This window comes from Porphyromonas bobii, assembly GCF_943169685.1.
GTDB classification, from domain to species: Bacteria; Bacteroidota; Bacteroidia; order Bacteroidales; family Porphyromonadaceae; genus Porphyromonas; species Porphyromonas pasteri.
Genome location: NZ_CALPBU010000001.1, coordinates 499,408 through 516,201 on the forward strand (window position 1 = coordinate 499,408; position 16,794 = coordinate 516,201).

13 protein-coding genes are annotated in these 16,794 nt (G+C 53.2%); 1 reads left to right on the forward strand and 12 read right to left on the reverse strand.

Features of this window, described 5'->3' with window-relative positions; translation table 11 throughout:
- Window positions 1-2: 2 nt before the first annotated feature.
- Genes trkA through KO088_RS02025 form a run of 5 tightly spaced genes read right to left on the reverse strand, consistent with a single transcriptional unit; the run spans window position 3 to window position 6,011 of the window.
- Window positions 3-1,355, reverse strand: coding sequence for a Trk system potassium transporter TrkA (gene trkA / locus KO088_RS02005; RefSeq protein WP_188807426.1), 1,353 nt, complete (start codon window positions 1,353-1,355; stop codon window positions 3-5).
- A 7-nt stretch (window positions 1,356-1,362) separates the two neighbouring features.
- The gene (gene dxs, locus KO088_RS02010) at window positions 1,363-3,291 is read right to left on the reverse strand and encodes a 1-deoxy-D-xylulose-5-phosphate synthase (RefSeq protein WP_215493178.1); all 1,929 of its coding nucleotides are present in this window, start codon (window positions 3,289-3,291) and stop codon (window positions 1,363-1,365) included.
- A 13-nt stretch (window positions 3,292-3,304) separates the two neighbouring features.
- Complete coding sequence (gene hisS, locus KO088_RS02015) at window positions 3,305-4,672, reverse strand: histidine--tRNA ligase (protein WP_215493179.1); 1,368 nt, start codon at window positions 4,670-4,672, stop codon at window positions 3,305-3,307.
- 41 nt (window positions 4,673-4,713) lie between these two features.
- Entirely contained in the window at window positions 4,714-5,202 is a 489-nt protein-coding gene (locus tag KO088_RS02020; protein WP_421957755.1) for a dihydrofolate reductase, read from the reverse strand.
- Between the two features lie 14 nt (window positions 5,203-5,216).
- Window positions 5,217-6,011, reverse strand: coding sequence for a thymidylate synthase (locus tag KO088_RS02025; protein WP_215493181.1), 795 nt, complete (start codon window positions 6,009-6,011; stop codon window positions 5,217-5,219).
- A 706-nt stretch (window positions 6,012-6,717) separates the two neighbouring features.
- Between KO088_RS02025 and KO088_RS02030 the strand changes: the two genes are divergently transcribed.
- Window positions 6,718-7,407 carry a BT1926 family outer membrane beta-barrel protein gene (locus tag KO088_RS02030; protein ID WP_215493183.1) on the forward strand — a complete coding sequence of 230 codons (690 nt, stop codon included), beginning with the start codon at window positions 6,718-6,720 and terminating at the stop codon, window positions 7,405-7,407.
- 100 nt (window positions 7,408-7,507) lie between these two features.
- Here the strand turns inward: KO088_RS02030 and KO088_RS02035 are convergent, their stop codons facing one another.
- The 7 genes from KO088_RS02035 to lepA are packed head-to-tail and all read right to left on the reverse strand — an operon-like array spanning window position 7,508 to window position 16,308.
- Entirely contained in the window at window positions 7,508-9,292 is a 1,785-nt protein-coding gene (locus tag KO088_RS02035; RefSeq protein ID WP_215493185.1) for an aminopeptidase P family protein, read from the reverse strand.
- Window positions 9,293-9,326: 34 nt separating this feature from the next.
- Entirely contained in the window at window positions 9,327-10,871 is a 1,545-nt protein-coding gene (locus tag KO088_RS02040) for a DUF4301 family protein (protein ID WP_215493187.1), read from the reverse strand.
- A 26-nt stretch (window positions 10,872-10,897) separates the two neighbouring features.
- Entirely contained in the window at window positions 10,898-11,230 is a 333-nt protein-coding gene (locus tag KO088_RS02045) for a translation initiation factor (protein WP_009433102.1), read from the reverse strand.
- Window positions 11,231-11,235: 5 nt separating this feature from the next.
- Window positions 11,236-11,709 (reverse strand): pantetheine-phosphate adenylyltransferase, encoded by a 474-nt coding sequence (coaD, locus tag KO088_RS02050; RefSeq protein WP_215493350.1) that lies wholly within the window; start codon window positions 11,707-11,709, stop codon window positions 11,236-11,238.
- Between the two features lie 18 nt (window positions 11,710-11,727).
- Complete coding sequence (locus tag KO088_RS02055; protein ID WP_215493189.1) at window positions 11,728-12,894, reverse strand: M24 family metallopeptidase; 1,167 nt, start codon at window positions 12,892-12,894, stop codon at window positions 11,728-11,730.
- Window positions 12,895-12,919: 25 nt separating this feature from the next.
- Window positions 12,920-14,503 carry a replicative DNA helicase gene (dnaB, locus tag KO088_RS02060; protein WP_215493191.1) on the reverse strand — a complete coding sequence of 528 codons (1,584 nt, stop codon included), beginning with the start codon at window positions 14,501-14,503 and terminating at the stop codon, window positions 12,920-12,922.
- Window positions 14,504-14,520: 17 nt separating this feature from the next.
- The gene (gene lepA / locus KO088_RS02065) at window positions 14,521-16,308 is read right to left on the reverse strand and encodes a translation elongation factor 4 (RefSeq protein WP_215493193.1); all 1,788 of its coding nucleotides are present in this window, start codon (window positions 16,306-16,308) and stop codon (window positions 14,521-14,523) included.
- Window positions 16,309-16,794: the final 486 nt, after the last annotated feature.

Here is a 16,794-nt window from a genome sequence, read left to right on the forward strand (position 1 = left end):
TACTAAAAGAGCTCCTTGAGCGTATTGATCGTGAGGTCGTGATAGAAGATCACGACATGGTCATAGGGCTCGAAGACGGTATTCCCATCAATCATACAGGGGCGGCCATTGCGCATCATCCCCCCGAAGGTCATGTTTGCGGGGAGTTTCAGGTCACTAATGCGGCGCCCCACGATATGGGAGTCACGACGAGTGACGAGCTCAATAACTTCTGCATTATTGACCAAGGAGAGACAGGTCACTTGTCCCGTATCCTGCCCAAGGAGTGTACGGTAGATATAGCCTGCAGCAAGGAGCTTCTTGTTGATCAGTGTACCGACATCGAGACGATAGGCAAGCGGGATATAATCAATATTCTCCTCCTTAGCCACCGTCTTATAGACGTTGTAGCGCTTCGCCGCGAGACAAGCCAAGACGTTCGTCTCGGAGTTCTCTGTCAGCGCAATGAAGACTTGGGATCCTTCCAGATTTACTTCATCGACAATCTCTGGGTCGCGTCCATCGCCGTGATAGATCTCGACGTTGTGAGGAAGCTCCTGCGAGAGACGTAGGCACTTATCCTTATCAATATCGATGAGTGCCACCTGAATGTCTTCCGAAATTTTCGAGATGGTACGCAGTGCTACGGGGCTAGCTCCCATGATGACTACACGCTCGATCTTCGGCGCTTTCTTACCCGAGAGCTTGCGAACGAGATCAATATGATCTACGTCACAGGTGAAGAAGACGAGGTCATTGTGCTCAATGCGGGTATTCCCGCGTGGGATAAGCGTATCAAAATCGCGCTTAATTGCTACGACGTGGAAGTACTTGCCATCGTCGCCTGGCAGAAGCGTCTTTAAGTCTTTCAGATACTGCCCTACGATGGGGGCACCATTGCGAACCTTCACACCGACGAGCGCCAGTGCACCATTGAAGAGCGTGACGTACTGACGTGCCCAGGGGTACTCGATGATCGAACCAATCTCGCGAGCAGCGAGCTCCTCAGGATAGATCATAGAGTCTACACCAAGCTCCTCCATGAGGATGTTGTATTCACTCTCGAGGTACTCTGGGTTGTTGATGCGAGCAATGGTATGACGAGCTCCTACTCGCTTAGCAAGCATACATGCCATGACGTTGGTCGCTTCGTCGGGGGTAACCCCGACGAAGAGGTCTGCTCCAGCTACATGAGCACGCTCGAGATCAGAGAGTAGGGTAGGACTCCCCTCGATAGGTAGGACCTCCAGATGGTGACTGGCTCGCTCAAGCTTCTTGCCATCTTGATCCATCAAGACGATGTTCTGCTCCTCGTTGGAGAGCATCTTTGCCAAGTGCGTGCCGACTTCTCCGGCTCCTGCGATGACTATTCTCATGGTGTCGTTATCCTTCTATCGTAGTGCCAAGGAGTGCCTTTGCGGCATTATAAATAGAGTCTTCATCTAAGCCACAGTAGCGCTTCTGCTCGGCTGGTGTACCATGAGAGATGAACTCATCGGGCAAACCAAGCGTCTTGATACGCCCCTTGTAGCTAGCTTCCATAGCTAGCTGCAGTATAGCTGAGCCGACGCCACCACTGAGGCAACCTTCTTCTATGACAAGGAGGTCAGGGACGGAAGCAAAGAGCTTACGCAGGCACTCTTCGTCGAGAGGCTTGGCAAAGACCAAGTCAACATATGCTACACTGTGCCCCTCTGCTTGTAGGCGCTCTACAACTCTCGCTGCTGAGACACCGATGGGTCCCAGTGATAGGACGGCCAATGATGAGCCTTCTCGTAGTATGCGAGCCTTTGCAAAAGGATAGTGCTCCATAGGCTGCTTCCAGTCTACGACAGAGCCGGCACCACGAGGATAGCGGATAGCAATAGGCCCCGACCAGTCGAAGCAAGCCGAATACATCAGGTGACGGAGCTGTATCTCATCATATGGGGAGCAGACAGCCATCCCTGGGATCGTACGTAGGTATGCTATGTCGAATGCCCCCTGATGCGTAGCACCATCTTCCCCAACTAAGCCAGCACGATCTAAGCAGAAGACTACATGGCTCTCCGTCAAAGCAACGTCATGAATGAGCTGGTCATAAGCTCGCTGCATGAAGGTCGAGTAGATGTTGCACACGGGGATGAAGCCCTCTGCAGCCATACCCGAGGAGAAGGTCACCGCGTGCTCCTCGGCAATCCCTACGTCAAAGGAGCGCTTGGGATACTTCTCCATCATGTAGGTCATAGAGCAGCCCGTAGGCATAGCAGGTGTTACTGATACGATACGCTCATCCATATCCGCCAGCTCAACTAAGGTCTCGCCAAAGACATCTTGGAACTTTGGTGGCTGAGGCGTCGCTGAAGTCGAGCTGATGCGTTCGCCCGTCTTCGGGTCAAACTTCCCTGGAGCATGCCAGATCGTGGGCTCCTTCTCAGCTGGGGCATAGCCCTTACCCTTCATCGTGCTGATATGCAGTAGGCGAGGCCCCTTCATATCGCGGATATCCTGGAGGATCTGTACAAGATGGACGACATCGTGCCCATCCGTTGGCCCCAAATAGCGGATACTGAAGCTATCGAAGAAGTTCGTCTGCCCAGAGAGTAGCGCCTTGATGCGGTTGTTGAAGCGCTGCAGATCCTTATGCTGATCCTCATGAACGATATTGAGCTTGCGCAGCATACGGTACATATCGTAGCGCATGCTATTGTACGTGGGGTTGGTCAGCAAGTTGACCATATGACGATTGAGCCCACCGACATTTTTGTCGATAGACATGTTGTTATCGTTCAGTATGATCAGCAGGTTGTTGGGGTAGGAGGAGGCATTGTTCAGCCCTTCGAATGCCATGCCGCCACTCATAGCACCGTCCCCGATGAAGGCGACGACACGCCGATTCTCATCCTTGAGAGCAGCTGCTACAGCCATGCCCAGTGCTGCCGATATGGAGTTGGACGCATGCCCAGCAGCAAAGGTGTCGTATTCACTCTCCGAGGGGATGGGGAAGCCAGCCAGCCCGCCCCAAGTACGCAGCGTGTGGAAGTCACGACGACGTCCTGTGAGGATCTTGTGTACGTAGGCTTGATGCCCGACGTCCCAGACGATGCGGTCTTCGGGAGTATCAAAGACGTAGTGCATCGCCACGGTGATCTCTACGGCACCGAGGTTGGCGCCGAGATGCCCTGGTATCACGGAGAGAGTAGAGAGCATGAAGCGACGGATCTCCTCACAGAGCTCTGGGAGCTGATCGGGGCGGAGCCGTCTTAGGTCATGCGGAGTCTCTATCCCATCCAGGAGGGGGTAGGTCTGCTCTTGAGTGGTGCTATCTGGCATGATGATCGATGGGTTAGTGCTGAGCTGAGAGGTGGCTGATCAGCGCATCGAGCGTGAGCTTCTCTTGCTGTCCGCTCTGCATATCCTTTAGGGTAAAGGTACTTGTAGCACGCTCTTCTTCACCCACCAGTACGACGAAGGGGATCTTGAGACTATCAGCATAGCTCATCTGCTTCTTCATCTTCACGGGCTCTGGATAGATCTCAGAGCGGATGCCTTCTCGGCGTAGGCGTGCTACGATAGGCATCAAGTAGGCAGCATCCTCTTCGCTGAAGTTTGCAAAGAGGACTTGGGTACCGATCTCAGCTTCACTTGGGAAGAGTCCCAGCTCCAGGAGGACGTCATAGATACGGTCGGCGCCGAAGGAGATACCCACGCCACTGAGGCCATCAAGCCCGAAGATACCGGTGAGGTTATCATATCGCCCACCACCTGAGATACTGCCCATGGCAGCATCAAGGGCCTTAACTTCGAGGATGGCTCCTGTATAGTAGGATAGGCCGCGAGCTAAGCTCAAGTCCACCACAAGCTCAGCCTTGAGGTCAAGACGATCGATATGGTCAAGGATATACTCCAGCTCTTCGATACCCTTCTGCCCCTCTTCGGAGGTGGCTAAGAGCTCCTTAAGCTGCGTAAGCTTCTCGCTATTGCTCCCAGAGAGAGCCAGGAAGGGGCGGAGCTTGGACAACTCAGCCTCCGTGAAGCCCTTACTACGCAGCTCATCAAAGACCTTTTCTTCGCCGATCTTCTCAAGCTTATCGATAGCTGTCGTGATGTCAATTAGACGATCACCTCTGCCCGTAGCCTCTGCGATCCCCGCAAGGATCTTACGATTATTAAGTAGGATGCGTACACGCAAGCCAAAGCGACGGAAGACCTCGTCGATGATCTTCAGGAGCTCGACTTCGTTAATCAGTGAGGTTGATCCGATGACGTCAGCATCACACTGATAGAACTCTCTATAGCGACCCTTCTGCGGGCGATCAGCACGCCATACCGGCTGTATCTGGTAGCGACGGAAGGGGAGTGTAAGCTCAGAGCGGTGCATGACGACATAGCGTGCGAAGGGTACGGTAAGATCATAGCGAAGGCCCTTCTCGCAAGCCTTATTAGCAAAGTGAATAGCATTGCGCTCCAAGAGTTCCTCATCAGAGAGATCACGGAGAGCATCACCCGAATTGAGCACCTTGAAGAGGAGACGGTCACCCTCTTCTCCGTACTTACCGAGGAGGGTAGAGAGCTGCTCCATCGTAGGAGTCTCTATTTGGCGGTAGCCGTAGAGTGCATACACTTGGCGGATGGTGTCAAAGATATAATTGCGACGAGCCATCTCTACGGGGCCAAAGTCTCGCATGCCCTTCGGTATCGTTGGTTTCTGCATCTTCTTATGTAGATAGTCTATGATATTTCTTTACTGTGGCCTCACCCTCTGCGCTGTAGGAGGTGAAGCGTTGTGTCATATTCATTTTTCTCATCCCGAGGGAAGGTCTCGCTTGCCGTCTCGGTCCATTCTGAAGGATCAAGCTCGGGGAAGAAGACCTCGGCATCAGGGAAAGTAGCTTGGACGCGAGTCAGGTAGATCCGATCGGTATGAGGTAGGAGCTGGCGATAGATCTCTCCGCCTCCGATGATGAAGACCTCTTCATCTGATTCACAAGCCTTCAATGCCCCCTCTATCGTAGGGTAAACCTCTAGCCCCTCGCGAGCGGTTAGACTGCGACTGACAACGATATTACGTCGGTTGGGTAGGGGACCACGAGGCAGTGAGTCGAAGGTATTGCGACCCATAAGAATTGTGTGCCCAGTCGTGAGCTCTTTGAAGCGCTTGAGGTCAGCAGGTAGATGCCAGAGAAGGTCATTCCCACGGCCGATAGCTCCGTCTAAAGCTATGGCGACGACGATAGAGAGTATCATACCACGATGAATTATACTGAGACCTTACCTGCGATGTGGGGATAGGGGTTGTAGTCAAGGAGTTCGAAGTCCTCGTAGCGGAAGTCCTCCAGTCGTGTGATCTCAGGATTGAGACGAAGTCGGGGAAGAGGGCGTGGCTCACGAGTGAGCTGAAGCTCCACCTGCTCCATGTGATCTCGGTAGATATGGACGTCACCAAAGCTATGGACGAAATCACCCACCTCAAGCCCTGTGACCTGAGCGATCATATGGAGGAGGAGAGCATACGAAGCAATGTTGAATGGGACCCCGAGGAAGACGTCAGCACTGCGCTGATAGAGCTGGAGGCTCAGGCGCCCATCAGCCACATAGAACTGCATCAAGCAGTGGCAAGGCGCCAACGCCATATCATCAATCTGTGCCACATTCCACGCTGAGACGATCATCCGACGGCTTGTCGGATCACGGCGTAGCTGGTCGATGATCTGCTGGATCTGGTCAATATGCCCTCCTTGATAGTCTGGCCAAGAGCGCCACTGATAGCCGTAGATCGGCCCGAGAGAGCCATCTTCACGTGCCCACTCATTCCATATACGGACACCATGTTCCTGCAGGTACTGAACGTTCGTATCCCCACGCAGGAACCACAGGAGCTCATATATGATACTCTTCAGATGTAGCTTCTTCGTCGTCAAGAGCGGGAAGCCCTGACTTAGATCAAAGCGCATCTGATAGCCGAAGGTGCTGAGCGTCCCCGTACCGGTACGGTCACCCTTGAGATGTCCCTCGGAGAGGATATGACGGAGCAGATCCTGATATTGCTTCATATTCTATAATGATATAGGTGCACAAAGATACACAATAGCCCTCAGTTAGCCTGCTTTCGAGCTGAGGGTTACAGAGCTTCCACATCAAAATCTCCCCCCATCTACAAGTCGTATTGAAGCAGAGCTGATTTGCGAACGACTATTGCTCTGTAGGTTAACGACTATTTGCTCTCTACCATTTCGCACACGCTCCCCTGCTTTGCTATGCAATACTTAGGAGAGGAATGCTACCGAGATACTATGCTTTGATGCGGTTGCCCCTTGAGAGTTACCGTAGAGGATAGTACCACTCCAAGTAGATAGCCGAGGGAGGTCTCTGCGAAGCACCTCATATCTATACATCTTCTGCCCCATCACCACTGAGGGTATATCTATGCCAAATCAAGGAGAATAGAGGGGCATCCCATACCACTCTATAATAGGAGCTTTGCGGTCGCTGTTTCTGACCAGTACTGATTGATGAGGGAACCAGTACTGGTCACTCTATGCAAGTAGTACTGGTCACGATGCGAACCAGTACTGGTCAACTCACCGACCAGTACTGGTAGCTTTTAGGTGCAATAGCGGAGATGTGAAAATTAGCCTTGCAAATGCGTAACGAGCTCTCTTGCAAATATTATACGTTTCTCAGGTAATACTTTTTGCCTACCTTTGCCGACACCCCCTCGATATCACACTTGGGGGGAATGCATAAATACTATTGAAAATGAAGAAGATTCTGATGACTGTAGCTCTCGCAGCTACCGCGCTTGTCTCAGCACAGGCTCAGTCGGAGTTCAAGCCCCTCGCAGGGAGCGTGACGACCGACTTCTCTCTCTTTGCTAATGGGATTTTCAACCAGACTGAATCACCCGTAGCTCTCGGCTCACACGCTGGTATCAATGCTGGTCTCATCAAGGGCCGCTACTTCCTCCAGGACAACATCGCCCTGCGCCTTTCTCTGGGTCTGAACAACAGCTCCAGCACGCAGAAGACGACTGACCCCGTGACCGAAGCTACCACGAAGAGCAACGTCTTCACCTTCGGTCTTGGTCTCGAACACCACTTCGGTGGCACGGATCGCCTCTCTCCCTATATCGGTGCTGAGCTCTTCCTCGGTTCTGCTACGGGCTCTACGAAGAGCGTTAACAGCGCAGCAACTACCATCTCAAAGAATGCTCCTCGCTTCGTCTTCGGTGGTGACCTCCTCCTCGGTGCAGACTACTACGTCGCTCCTCACGTCTACCTCGGTGTAGAAGCTGGTCTGGAACTTCTCCATGCTTCTACCGGTAAGACCTCTACGACGGTAACGCCTGCAGGTGGTACGGCTACGACGAACGAATCTAAGTCAACGTCTTCTGCTGGAGGCTTCGCTACCGATGTCAAGGCTGGCTTCAAGGTAGGTTTCGTCTTCTAAGCGAACTCCCATACAAGCTCTTAGAGTAACTCTTAAGAGCAAAAGAAAATCCCCCTAAGGTCTCACCGACCTTAGGGGGATGTCTATTTAGCGCTCTTCTTTAGAGGGGGAGCGTTTTAGAGCGAAGCCAAGCTGCTTCGTCGCTGCTTAGTAGGGGAGCGATTGTCTGATAGACACGTTCCTGATAAGCATCGTACCAAGCGATTTCCTCTGCGGTGAGGAGATCCTTACGGACAAGCTGATTATCAAGATAGCACAGAGTCACCGTCTCGAAGCCGAAGAAGCGACCAAACTCAGTCTCTTCACGTAGCTCGGTGATGACGAGATTCTCGATACGGATGCCATACTTACCCGAGCGGTAGAGCCCTGGCTCGTTGCTGGTGATCATACCAAGCTCGAGAGGCGTGGGGTTGACTTCCATGCGGATGTTCTGAGGCCCTTCGTGGACGTTGAGGAAGAAGCCTACACCGTGTCCCGTACCGTGCCCATAGTTAAGGCCCTGCTGCCAGAGTGCATGGCGAGCGAGGATATCAAGCTGGCTACCACGCGTTCCTTCGAGGTACTGCACCAGGGCAAGCTGAATGTGGCCCTTCAAGACGAGCGTGTAGTCCGTACGGAGTTCTTCCGAAGGAGCGCTGAGCGCTACCGTGCGCGTGATATCCGTAGTCCCATCGACATACTGGCCACCACTATCAAGAAGGAGTACACCCTCTGGACGTACCGTAGCAGCCGTATCTTTCTGAGCGCTGTAGTGGACGATAGCCCCGTTACCGAGGTAGCCACAGATCGTGCCGAAGCTGTCACCGTAGAACTTATCATCCTTAGCACGGAACTCATTGAGGCGGATACCCAGCTCGTACTCTGTGTAAGTTTCACCACGTCCCAGAGCTTCCTCTAGCCACTTGAAGAAGCGGGTCAGAGAAGCGCCATCACGTGCCATGACCTTACGGAGGCAAGCGATCTCAGTCCCGTTCTTGATAGCCTTGAGCTGAGTCAGAGCTGAGACTCCCTCGATCTTACGGCAGTGTGCTGGGATTAGAGAATAGATGTGGTAGGTGATACGCTTGGTATCGACCAAGAGGCGGACTTCTGCAGGGAGTGCTGCGATGAAGCCATCCAACTCCGTGTAGCCCTTAAGGGTTACACCATTGCCCATGAGGTAAGAGCGAACTTCCTCTGGTACCTTAGCGGGGTCTACGAAGATGACTGCTTCCTTCTCGCCAATGTAGCCGAAGCCTACGGCTACGGGATTGAAGGAAACATCATTGCCTCGTACATTGAAGACCCACGCCAGTTCATCGATCATCGTGATGATCGTAGCATTGGCACCCTGGGCACGGAGCTTGCCACGGACTGCCTCGATGCGTTCCTTAGCACTAGCTCCTGAGTATTCCTCGGGGTGAAGGAAGAGTGGCTGATCGGGGAGAGCAGGACGATCTGCCCAAATACGCTCGATGAGATCCTGCGTGAGACGATACTCGATACCATAGACAGCAAGCTTACGCTCAGTGTCATCAGCCTCTGCAAAGGAGAGGCATGCGCCATCAGCACCGACGACTGCACCAGCTGGAAGCTCAGTGGCGAGGAAGCCTTCTATAGTGGGAACGCCAGGGACGCCCATCTTGAAAAGCTCGATAGAAGAGTCCTTCAGCTGCTCGCCTGCCTGCAGGAAGTAGCGGGAGTCAGTCCATAGACCGGCCTTATCTAAGGTCACAACGACAGTACCAGCTGAGCCATTGAAGCCGCTGATCCACGCACGACTCTTGAAGCGATCAGGCGTGTATTCGCTGAGGTGTGCGTCTGAAGAAGGGATGATGTAGGCCGAGAGACCTGCTGCCTTCATCTCCTTGCGGAGTAGCGCTAAGCGCTCGATGATTGTAGACATACGCTTATAGGTTTATGTGAGAAACAGGGTAGGGTTAGGCGGGATTCTGATGCTCCGTACGGAGGAGGTCATTGACTTCCTTCACGGGATTGAAGGTATCGAGAGGCACTTCAACAAAGGCGGTGTTCCAGTCATGCATGGCTCCATTCCATAGTCCAGGGAGCTCAAGAGCCAGGAGCTCACGACCGCTAAGGCTCTTATGCGAGATGAAGGCGGTCTTGGGATTGACAAACTTCGTCAAGTCAAAGGGCTGGCCCTTATAGTCACGTATAGAGCAGACAAGGTCTACTGGGTTGAAGTATCCTCCAGCTTCAAAGAAGGCGCGTTGTCCAGCATCCTCCATATCGATCTGCGAGCTCTCAAGGATCTGCAGAGAACTGCTACCGTCATGCTCACGGACGATGAAGGGGCCACCACCAGGCTCACCTTGGTTGCGCACCATACCGCAGACGCGTATGGGGCGATTGAGACGACCTTGGATCCATTTGATGGTACTACTATCCTCCTTATCCAAATCTTCAGGTACCGTGATGGATAGTTGCCCCTCAAGGAAGCCGAGGATTTCCTCGATCTGTACGTGTGAGGGCTTGCCCTTTTCCAAGAGGGTGAGGTAGCTGAAGATCTGCCGTCTCAGTGCGATGAGTACGCCTCCGAGGAACTTCTTATACATGATCGTTGTGCCCTTATAGGGATCGGGAACCACGTTGTCAATGTTCTTGATGAAGACCACATCGGTAGGGAGCTTCCCAAGGTTATGGATCAAGGCACCATGCCCACCTGGGCGGAAGAGTAGGTGGCCTGTATCCGTACGGAAGAGCTCGCCATCAGGTGTCAATGCCAACGTGTCTGTAGAAGGGAGCTGTTCGCTGAAGCTGATGTCATAGCGCACACCGTAGAGATCCTCATAGACAGGCTGGAGCGAGTGAACAAGAGCTTCAAAGTCTTTGCGATGCTCGGGTGATACGGTGAAATGCAGTCGTACCATACCCTCACGATCACGGGCATAGAGCGCTCCTTCGACGAGATGCTCCTCTGCCGAAGTACGTGGGGCTTCCTTATAGTTATGGAAGAGAAGTAGCGCCTTAGGCTTGCTACCATAACCCAGTCCCTTAGGGAGTAGGAGATTTTCTACGATCGTCTTATACTCTCCAGCTGCGATGAGCTTAGGGATGCTCTTCCAGTTATTACGGAGACAAGCTTCGTTGAGGCGCTCATAGAAAGCAAACTGATTGATGTGGCTAAAGAAGCGCTCTTCCTCAGGCTTCTCAGGAGCTGTATAAGGAGCTTCAAGAAAGTTGTAGAGCATCTTGAACATGCGTGAAGCTGCTCCAGATGCAGGCACCATCTTATAGACCGAAGCCTTGCCTGAGAGAAGATACTCTTCCCAGAGATCCATATAGCCAGCTTCTTCACTGGTCTCTACACGCAGGATACCCTGCTCAAGGGAAGCTGATGCCAAGATCTCCAAATAAGGAAATCCCTTGCGGATCTCCTCTACTTGGTGAGCTGCCGCCTCAGGAGTAATGCCACGAGCTGAGAGTTCTTCGAGGTCTTGTGGGGTGAATAGTCCGTTGTCCATAGGTAGTAGTATGTGTAGTGTGTTAGTTACTTCGTCTTTGTATAGCCCAGAGAAGGGAGGATCGTGAGGAGCTTCTGGCGCTGATCTCCCTGTATGATGATCTCACCGTCCTTGGCAGATCCACCGACACCACAGCGCTGACGTAGCGTTTTACCCAAGGCCTCAAGATCAGCTGAGCTACCGATAAAGCCCGTAATGAGCGTCACCTCCTTACCTCCACGCTGCTTCTTTGAGAGCGAGAGACGAAGGCGCTGCTCAGCGGCTGGTAGCGTCTCTGGTTCAGCCACCTCGGCTGTTGTGTATTCAAAGTCTGGGTTGGTACTGTAGAGTACCCCCAAGCGATTCTTCCAGTCCGACATAGTTGCTATACCATGGGTGAGATATCAAGTGAGAAGCCTACGGGCAGGAAGGCTGACACATCCCCTCCATAGTGTAGGAGCTCGCGTACAACAGTTGAGCTGATGTGTGTGAAGCGCTGGGAGGCTGGGAGAAGTACCGTCTCCATATCGGCAATGTGACGATTGAGGTCTGCCAGCGTACGCTCGTACTCCATATCTGTACTACTACGGACACCTCTAAGTAGGGCTCCGACCTGAAGCTCCTGAGCCAGAGATACGGTTAGTCCTGTGTAAGTCAAGACGCGCACACGAGGCTCATCTGCATAGTAACGAGAGATCTGCAGCAGGCGCTCCTCTGCAGAGAAGAGGTTGCGCTTCGCATCGTTAGTCCCGATCCCCACGATGACTTCATCAAAGAGACATAGGCCACGTGCCACGATGTCGGCGTGACCACGAGTAAAGGGATCAAAGGATCCTGCGTAGAGGGCAGTGCGTTTCATGTGCGTCATCGGGGAGATCTATCGCTGTGTCAAATCAATGATTTCCTCAGGAGCAGGTGTGAGGTTCTCTATACCCGTCTCTGTAACAAGATAGGTATTCTCTATGCCAACAGCTCCAATATGGGGGAGGACAAACTTGGGCTCAAAGGCGATGACCATACCAGGTTGTAAGCGATCCTTACTGCGCCCCATCAGTACGGGGAGCTCATTGATCTGTAGGCCCAAGCCATGACCAACGAACTGCGCTTGTAGCTCCGTCCCCATAAAGTAGGGGGTAGCACCAGCTTCCTCTACCATGCACAGACTCTCATTGTAGAGATCTGCACACGACGTCCCAGGGGCTGCCTTCTGCATCACCTGACGATGAATTTCAAGGCTGAGTTCGTGCAGGCGATAGGCCTCATCTGATAGGCGGCCAATAGAATAGGTACGCGTCATATCGGTGCAGTAGACCCCGTAGTTTCCAGCCATGTCGACCATCACGGCTTGCCCCTCGCGAAGGGGAGTCCCATTAGACCCTAAGGGGAGTGCCTGACTACCTGCTCCACCAAGAGCAAAGTCATAGGGGGAAGGAGCGCCTGCATTGTCGCCAGTAAGGAGGCTCCCCATATAGATCTCCATCGCTGAGCCGAAGCAGCGGAAGATACCAATAGATCCTCTACGACGCATCTCCCGCTCAATCTCGATCTGTAGATCTCGGTCGGTCATCCCATCTCGGTAGAGAGAAGGGATCGTAGCGTAGGTAGCGATATGATGACGCGCTCCCTCACGGATCTGCTCCAGCTCAAGTGGCGTCTTTACCATGCGTGCCTCACGTAGGAGAGCTGTCGCATTGTGTAGCTCAGCCTCGGGGAAGATCTTGCGCTGTCGCTGGATATCAGAGTAGCTCTGCTCATCGAGTTCTAAAGCCACCGAACGTAGGGCAGCGGTATCGATGTACTCTGTGATCTGCTCGATCTTACGCACATAGTGTACCGTAGCACTCTCGGGATGAAGCTGTGGACGGCGGATAAAGAACTGAGGCTCTCCCTCTCGAGGGATGAAGGCAAGACCAGAGAACACCTCTCCACAAACGTAGAGGAGGTTGACATTAGAGACCACAACGAGAGCCTCAATACCCTGACGCTGAAGAAGCGACTGGAGCTTAGCTACACGAAGACGATAGTCTGGCTGGAGAAATTCCATTGTATATCGGAGGATAGAGAACTAATTAAAATGGGGTTTCATTAGAGGGGAGGGGTCCGCTCATTGGATCAAAGCCTGCATCAAATCCTGGGTCTGAGGGGGCAAGAGGATCAGCTAAAGCATCAGCTCCACGAGCACCTCTACCGAGGCGTCCACCACGAGCATGCTTCTCATCAGCACCCAGCTGGGAGAGTTCTCCCTTGGGAGCAAAGCGAGCATAGTCAGCTTTGAAGGCCAGGCGCACGTCCCCGACAGGACCATTACGGTGCTTAGCTATGATGAACTCTCCGACACCTCGCAGGTCTTCTCCGGTCTCAGGATCACTGTAGATCTTGTAGTACTCAGGGCGATGGATGAAGCATACGATGTCGGCATCCTGCTCGATAGCACCTGACTCACGAAGGTCTGAGAGCTGTGGACGCTTGCTATTGGCATCACCTCCCTGCAGACGATTCTCTACGCCACGGTTGAGCTGCGAAAGGGCGATGATGGGGATGTTTAGCTCCTTGGCCAGCATCTTCAGCGAACGTGAGATGGTACTGACCTCCTGCTCACGGTTGCCGAAGCTCATACCGCTGGCATTCATCAGCTGGAGGTAGTCGATGATGATGATCTTGACCTGATGCTCACGGACAAGACGGCGCGCCTTGGTGCGTAGCTCAAAGACCGAGAGAGATGGGGTATCATTGATGTAGAGTGGGGCGCCCTCAAGCGTACCGATACGGTTGTTCAGACGTGTCCACTCCTCTTCATTGAGGCGACCACTCTTGATCTTCTGCCCGTCGATCTCACAGACGTTGGAGAGGAAACGCTTGACGAGCTGGACGGCACTCATTTCAAGGTTGAAGAGTGCTACGGGGATCTTATTGTCGACTGCCATATACTTCGCCATAGATACGACGAAGGCCGTCTTACCCATAGCAGGACGGGCGGCGATGATGATAAGGTCAGAGTTCTGCCAGCCGGAGGTCATCTGGTCGATGTCACCGAAGCCCGTCGTCAGCCCACTAATCCCTTCCTCTCGGTTTGCCGCTATCTGCATTTCATTGATAGCACCTTTGACGAGGGGATTAATAGGAACGAAGTCGCGAGTCGAATTCTGCTGAGCGATCTCGAAGAGCGAGCCTTCCGCCTGCTGGATCTGCTCCTGCACATCGACGACATCCTCATAGGCACCTTTAAGCGTAGAGGTTGCCATACCGATGAGTCGACGGCTAAGAGCCTTGTTGTAGAGCACCTCAGCGTGGGCTTCCAGGCTACCTGTAGACATCACCTTGGTTGTCAGACCTGCGATGTAGGCTGCATCACCGATCTCCTCGAGGACACCCATACGACGTAGTTCCTCGGTTACGGTGAGCATATCGATGGGCTGCTGAGCCATAGCCAGCGTCACCATCGCAGTATAGATCAGCTCGTGAGCCTTGACGTAGAAGGTCTCAGGGCGGAGCTTCTCACTGACACGCGCATAGGCATCCTTCTCAAGGAGGATCGCCCCGAGGACAGCCTCTTCGAAGTCTGGAGCCTGAGGAGGGATGCGTCCGTCCAGCTCCATCGGTACGACAGGGCTGGGCTTCTTGCTGCTACGCTTCTTTGCCGTTTCTGTGGCCATGGTTGTCTGTGATTAGCTTAGTCAAGCTTGAGGACTGCGAGGAAGGCCTTCTGAGGCACCTCGACCGTACCGATCTGCTTCATGCGCTTCTTACCCTCCTTCTGCTTCTCTAGGAGCTTACGCTTACGAGAGACGTCACCACCATAGCACTTAGCAGTCACGTCCTTACGCACAGCCTTGATGGTCTCACGAGCGATGACCTTAGCGCCGATAGCAGCCTGGATAGCGATGTCGAACTGCTGACGTGGGATGAGCTCCTTGAGCTTCTCACACATGCGGCGTCCGAAAGCTACGCTGTTATCGACGTGAGTCAGTGTCGAGAGAGCGTCCACAGGGTCTCCATTGAGTAGGATATCAAGCTTGGCGAGCTTCGAGGGACGGAAGTCGCTGATGTGGTAGTCGAAGGAAGCATAGCCCTTCGATACGCTCTTCAGCTTGTCATAGAAGTCGATGACGATCTCACCCAAGGGCAGGTCAAAGAAGATCTCGATACGGTCGCCCGAGATGTACTCCTGCTTGATGAGCTGTCCACGCTTACCGAGGCAGAGCGTCATGATAGGCCCGATGTAGGCGGTATTTGTGATGACCGAAGCACGGATATAGGGCTCCTCGATGTGGTCGATCGTCGTGATGTCGGGAAGCCCCGATGGGTTATGTACCTCCTTGCAGACGCCCTTCTTGTCGTAGACCTTGTAGGATACGTTGGGGACGGTCGTGATGACGTTCATGCCGAACTCACGGTCGAGTCGCTCCTGAATGATCTCCATGTGCAGGAGCCCAAGGAAGCCACAACGGAAGCCGAAGCCAAGAGCGATGGAGCTCTCGGGCTGGAAGGTCAGCGAAGCATCATTCAGCTGGAGCTTCTCCAGCGAAGCACGGAGGTTCTCAAAGTCTTCGCTCTCGATAGGGTAGAGCCCCGCGAAGACCATGGGCTTCACTTCCTCGAAGCCAGCGATAGCTTCCGAAGCACCGCCATCGACATGCGTGATGGTATCCCCGACCTTAACCTCGCGGCTCGTCTTGATACCCGAGATGATATAGCCGACGTCCCCCGTAGAGACCTCCTTGCGTGGCTCCATGTCGAGGCGCAGTACGCCGACTTCATCAGCGTCATACTCCTTGCCCGTAGCGATGAACTTCACGTGGTCACCCTTACGGATCTTACCATTCACCACCTTGAAGTAAGCGATGATACCGCGGAAGGGGTTAAAGACAGAGTCGAAGATCAAGCACTGCAGAGGTCCTTCGGGATCGCCCTTAGGAGTAGGGATGCGCTCGACGATTGCACGGAGGATGTCATCGACACCCAAGCCCGTCTTACCGCTGGCACGAATGATCTCCTCACGCTTGCAGCCAAGGAGCTCAATGATCTGATCCTCGACCTCTTCGGGCATAGCGCTTGGCAGGTCGACCTTATTGATGATAGGTATGATCTCGAGGTCATGCTCGAGAGCCATATAGAGATTAGAAATCGTCTGTGCCTGAATACCCTGAGCTGCGTCGACGATAAGCAGTGCGCCTTCGCATGCAGCGATGGAGCGGGAGACTTCGTAGGAGAAGTCCACGTGTCCTGGGGTATCAATCAGATTGAGTACGTAGTCCTCACCATCAAGCTTGTAGTTCATCTGGATGGCGTGGCTCTTAATGGTGATCCCGCGCTCGCGCTCGAGATCCATATTATCTAGTACCTGCTCCTGAAGATCCTTCCCAGAGACGGTCTGTGTCGTCTCCAGCAGGCGGTCAGCCAGGGTACTCTTCCCATGATCGATATGGGCTATAATGCAAAAGTTACGTATATGCTTCATCTTGATTACAAAGATACTACTAAGACGGGGAAATAGCCCTATACTTAGGCACATCCACAGCGCTTCCACGGCAAAATCCCCAAGTGACCTCCTACAGGGCTCCTGAGAACTCTTACCGAAAGGGGAACTTTTCCACAAATCGCAGCTCACAGCACAAGGCTCAGAGGTGCTAACTCTCACATGCCAAGGCACAGCTGAAGCGTCCATCTGGCAGATAGATGCTGGCCCTATCTCAGCTCTTATAAGACAGTTCCGTGAAGCTTAGAAGGGAAGCATAAAGCCGTATCGCAGGAGAAAGATATACGTTGGGTGAGCACGCGAAATACGTTGTGCGAACAAGACGTATACGTTTCGAGCTTAAAACGAGACTGTTGCATAGAGTCTTACTCTCTTTAGAGTGGTAAGGCATCGCACGACCAGTTCCCCGACATACTTCTCCGAAGTGACCGAGCAAGCCCTTCGCCTTATCGCACGTATTCCTCTTAT

Bases quoted from the DNA above. Each gene is read 5' to 3' on its own strand.
- trkA (WP_188807426.1), bottom strand. From the start codon at position 1,355: ATGAGAATAGTCATCGCAGGAGCCGGAGAAGTCGGCACGCACTTGGCA.
- dxs (WP_215493178.1), bottom strand. From the start codon at position 3,291: ATGCCAGATAGCACCACTCAAGAGCAGACCTACCCCCTCCTGGATGGG.
- hisS (WP_215493179.1), bottom strand. From the start codon at position 4,672: ATGCAGAAACCAACGATACCGAAGGGCATGCGAGACTTTGGCCCCGTA.
- KO088_RS02025 (WP_215493181.1), bottom strand. From the start codon at position 6,011: ATGAAGCAATATCAGGATCTGCTCCGTCATATCCTCTCCGAGGGACAT.
- KO088_RS02030 (WP_215493183.1), top strand. From the start codon at position 6,718: ATGAAGAAGATTCTGATGACTGTAGCTCTCGCAGCTACCGCGCTTGTC.
- KO088_RS02035 (WP_215493185.1), bottom strand. From the start codon at position 9,292: ATGTCTACAATCATCGAGCGCTTAGCGCTACTCCGCAAGGAGATGAAG.
- KO088_RS02040 (WP_215493187.1), bottom strand. From the start codon at position 10,871: ATGGACAACGGACTATTCACCCCACAAGACCTCGAAGAACTCTCAGCT.
- KO088_RS02045 (WP_009433102.1), bottom strand. From the start codon at position 11,230: ATGTCGGACTGGAAGAATCGCTTGGGGGTACTCTACAGTACCAACCCA.
- coaD (WP_215493350.1), bottom strand. From the start codon at position 11,709: ATGAAACGCACTGCCCTCTACGCAGGATCCTTTGATCCCTTTACTCGT.
- KO088_RS02055 (WP_215493189.1), bottom strand. From the start codon at position 12,894: ATGGAATTTCTCCAGCCAGACTATCGTCTTCGTGTAGCTAAGCTCCAG.
- dnaB (WP_215493191.1), bottom strand. From the start codon at position 14,503: ATGGCCACAGAAACGGCAAAGAAGCGTAGCAGCAAGAAGCCCAGCCCT.
- lepA (WP_215493193.1), bottom strand. From the start codon at position 16,308: ATGAAGCATATACGTAACTTTTGCATTATAGCCCATATCGATCATGGG.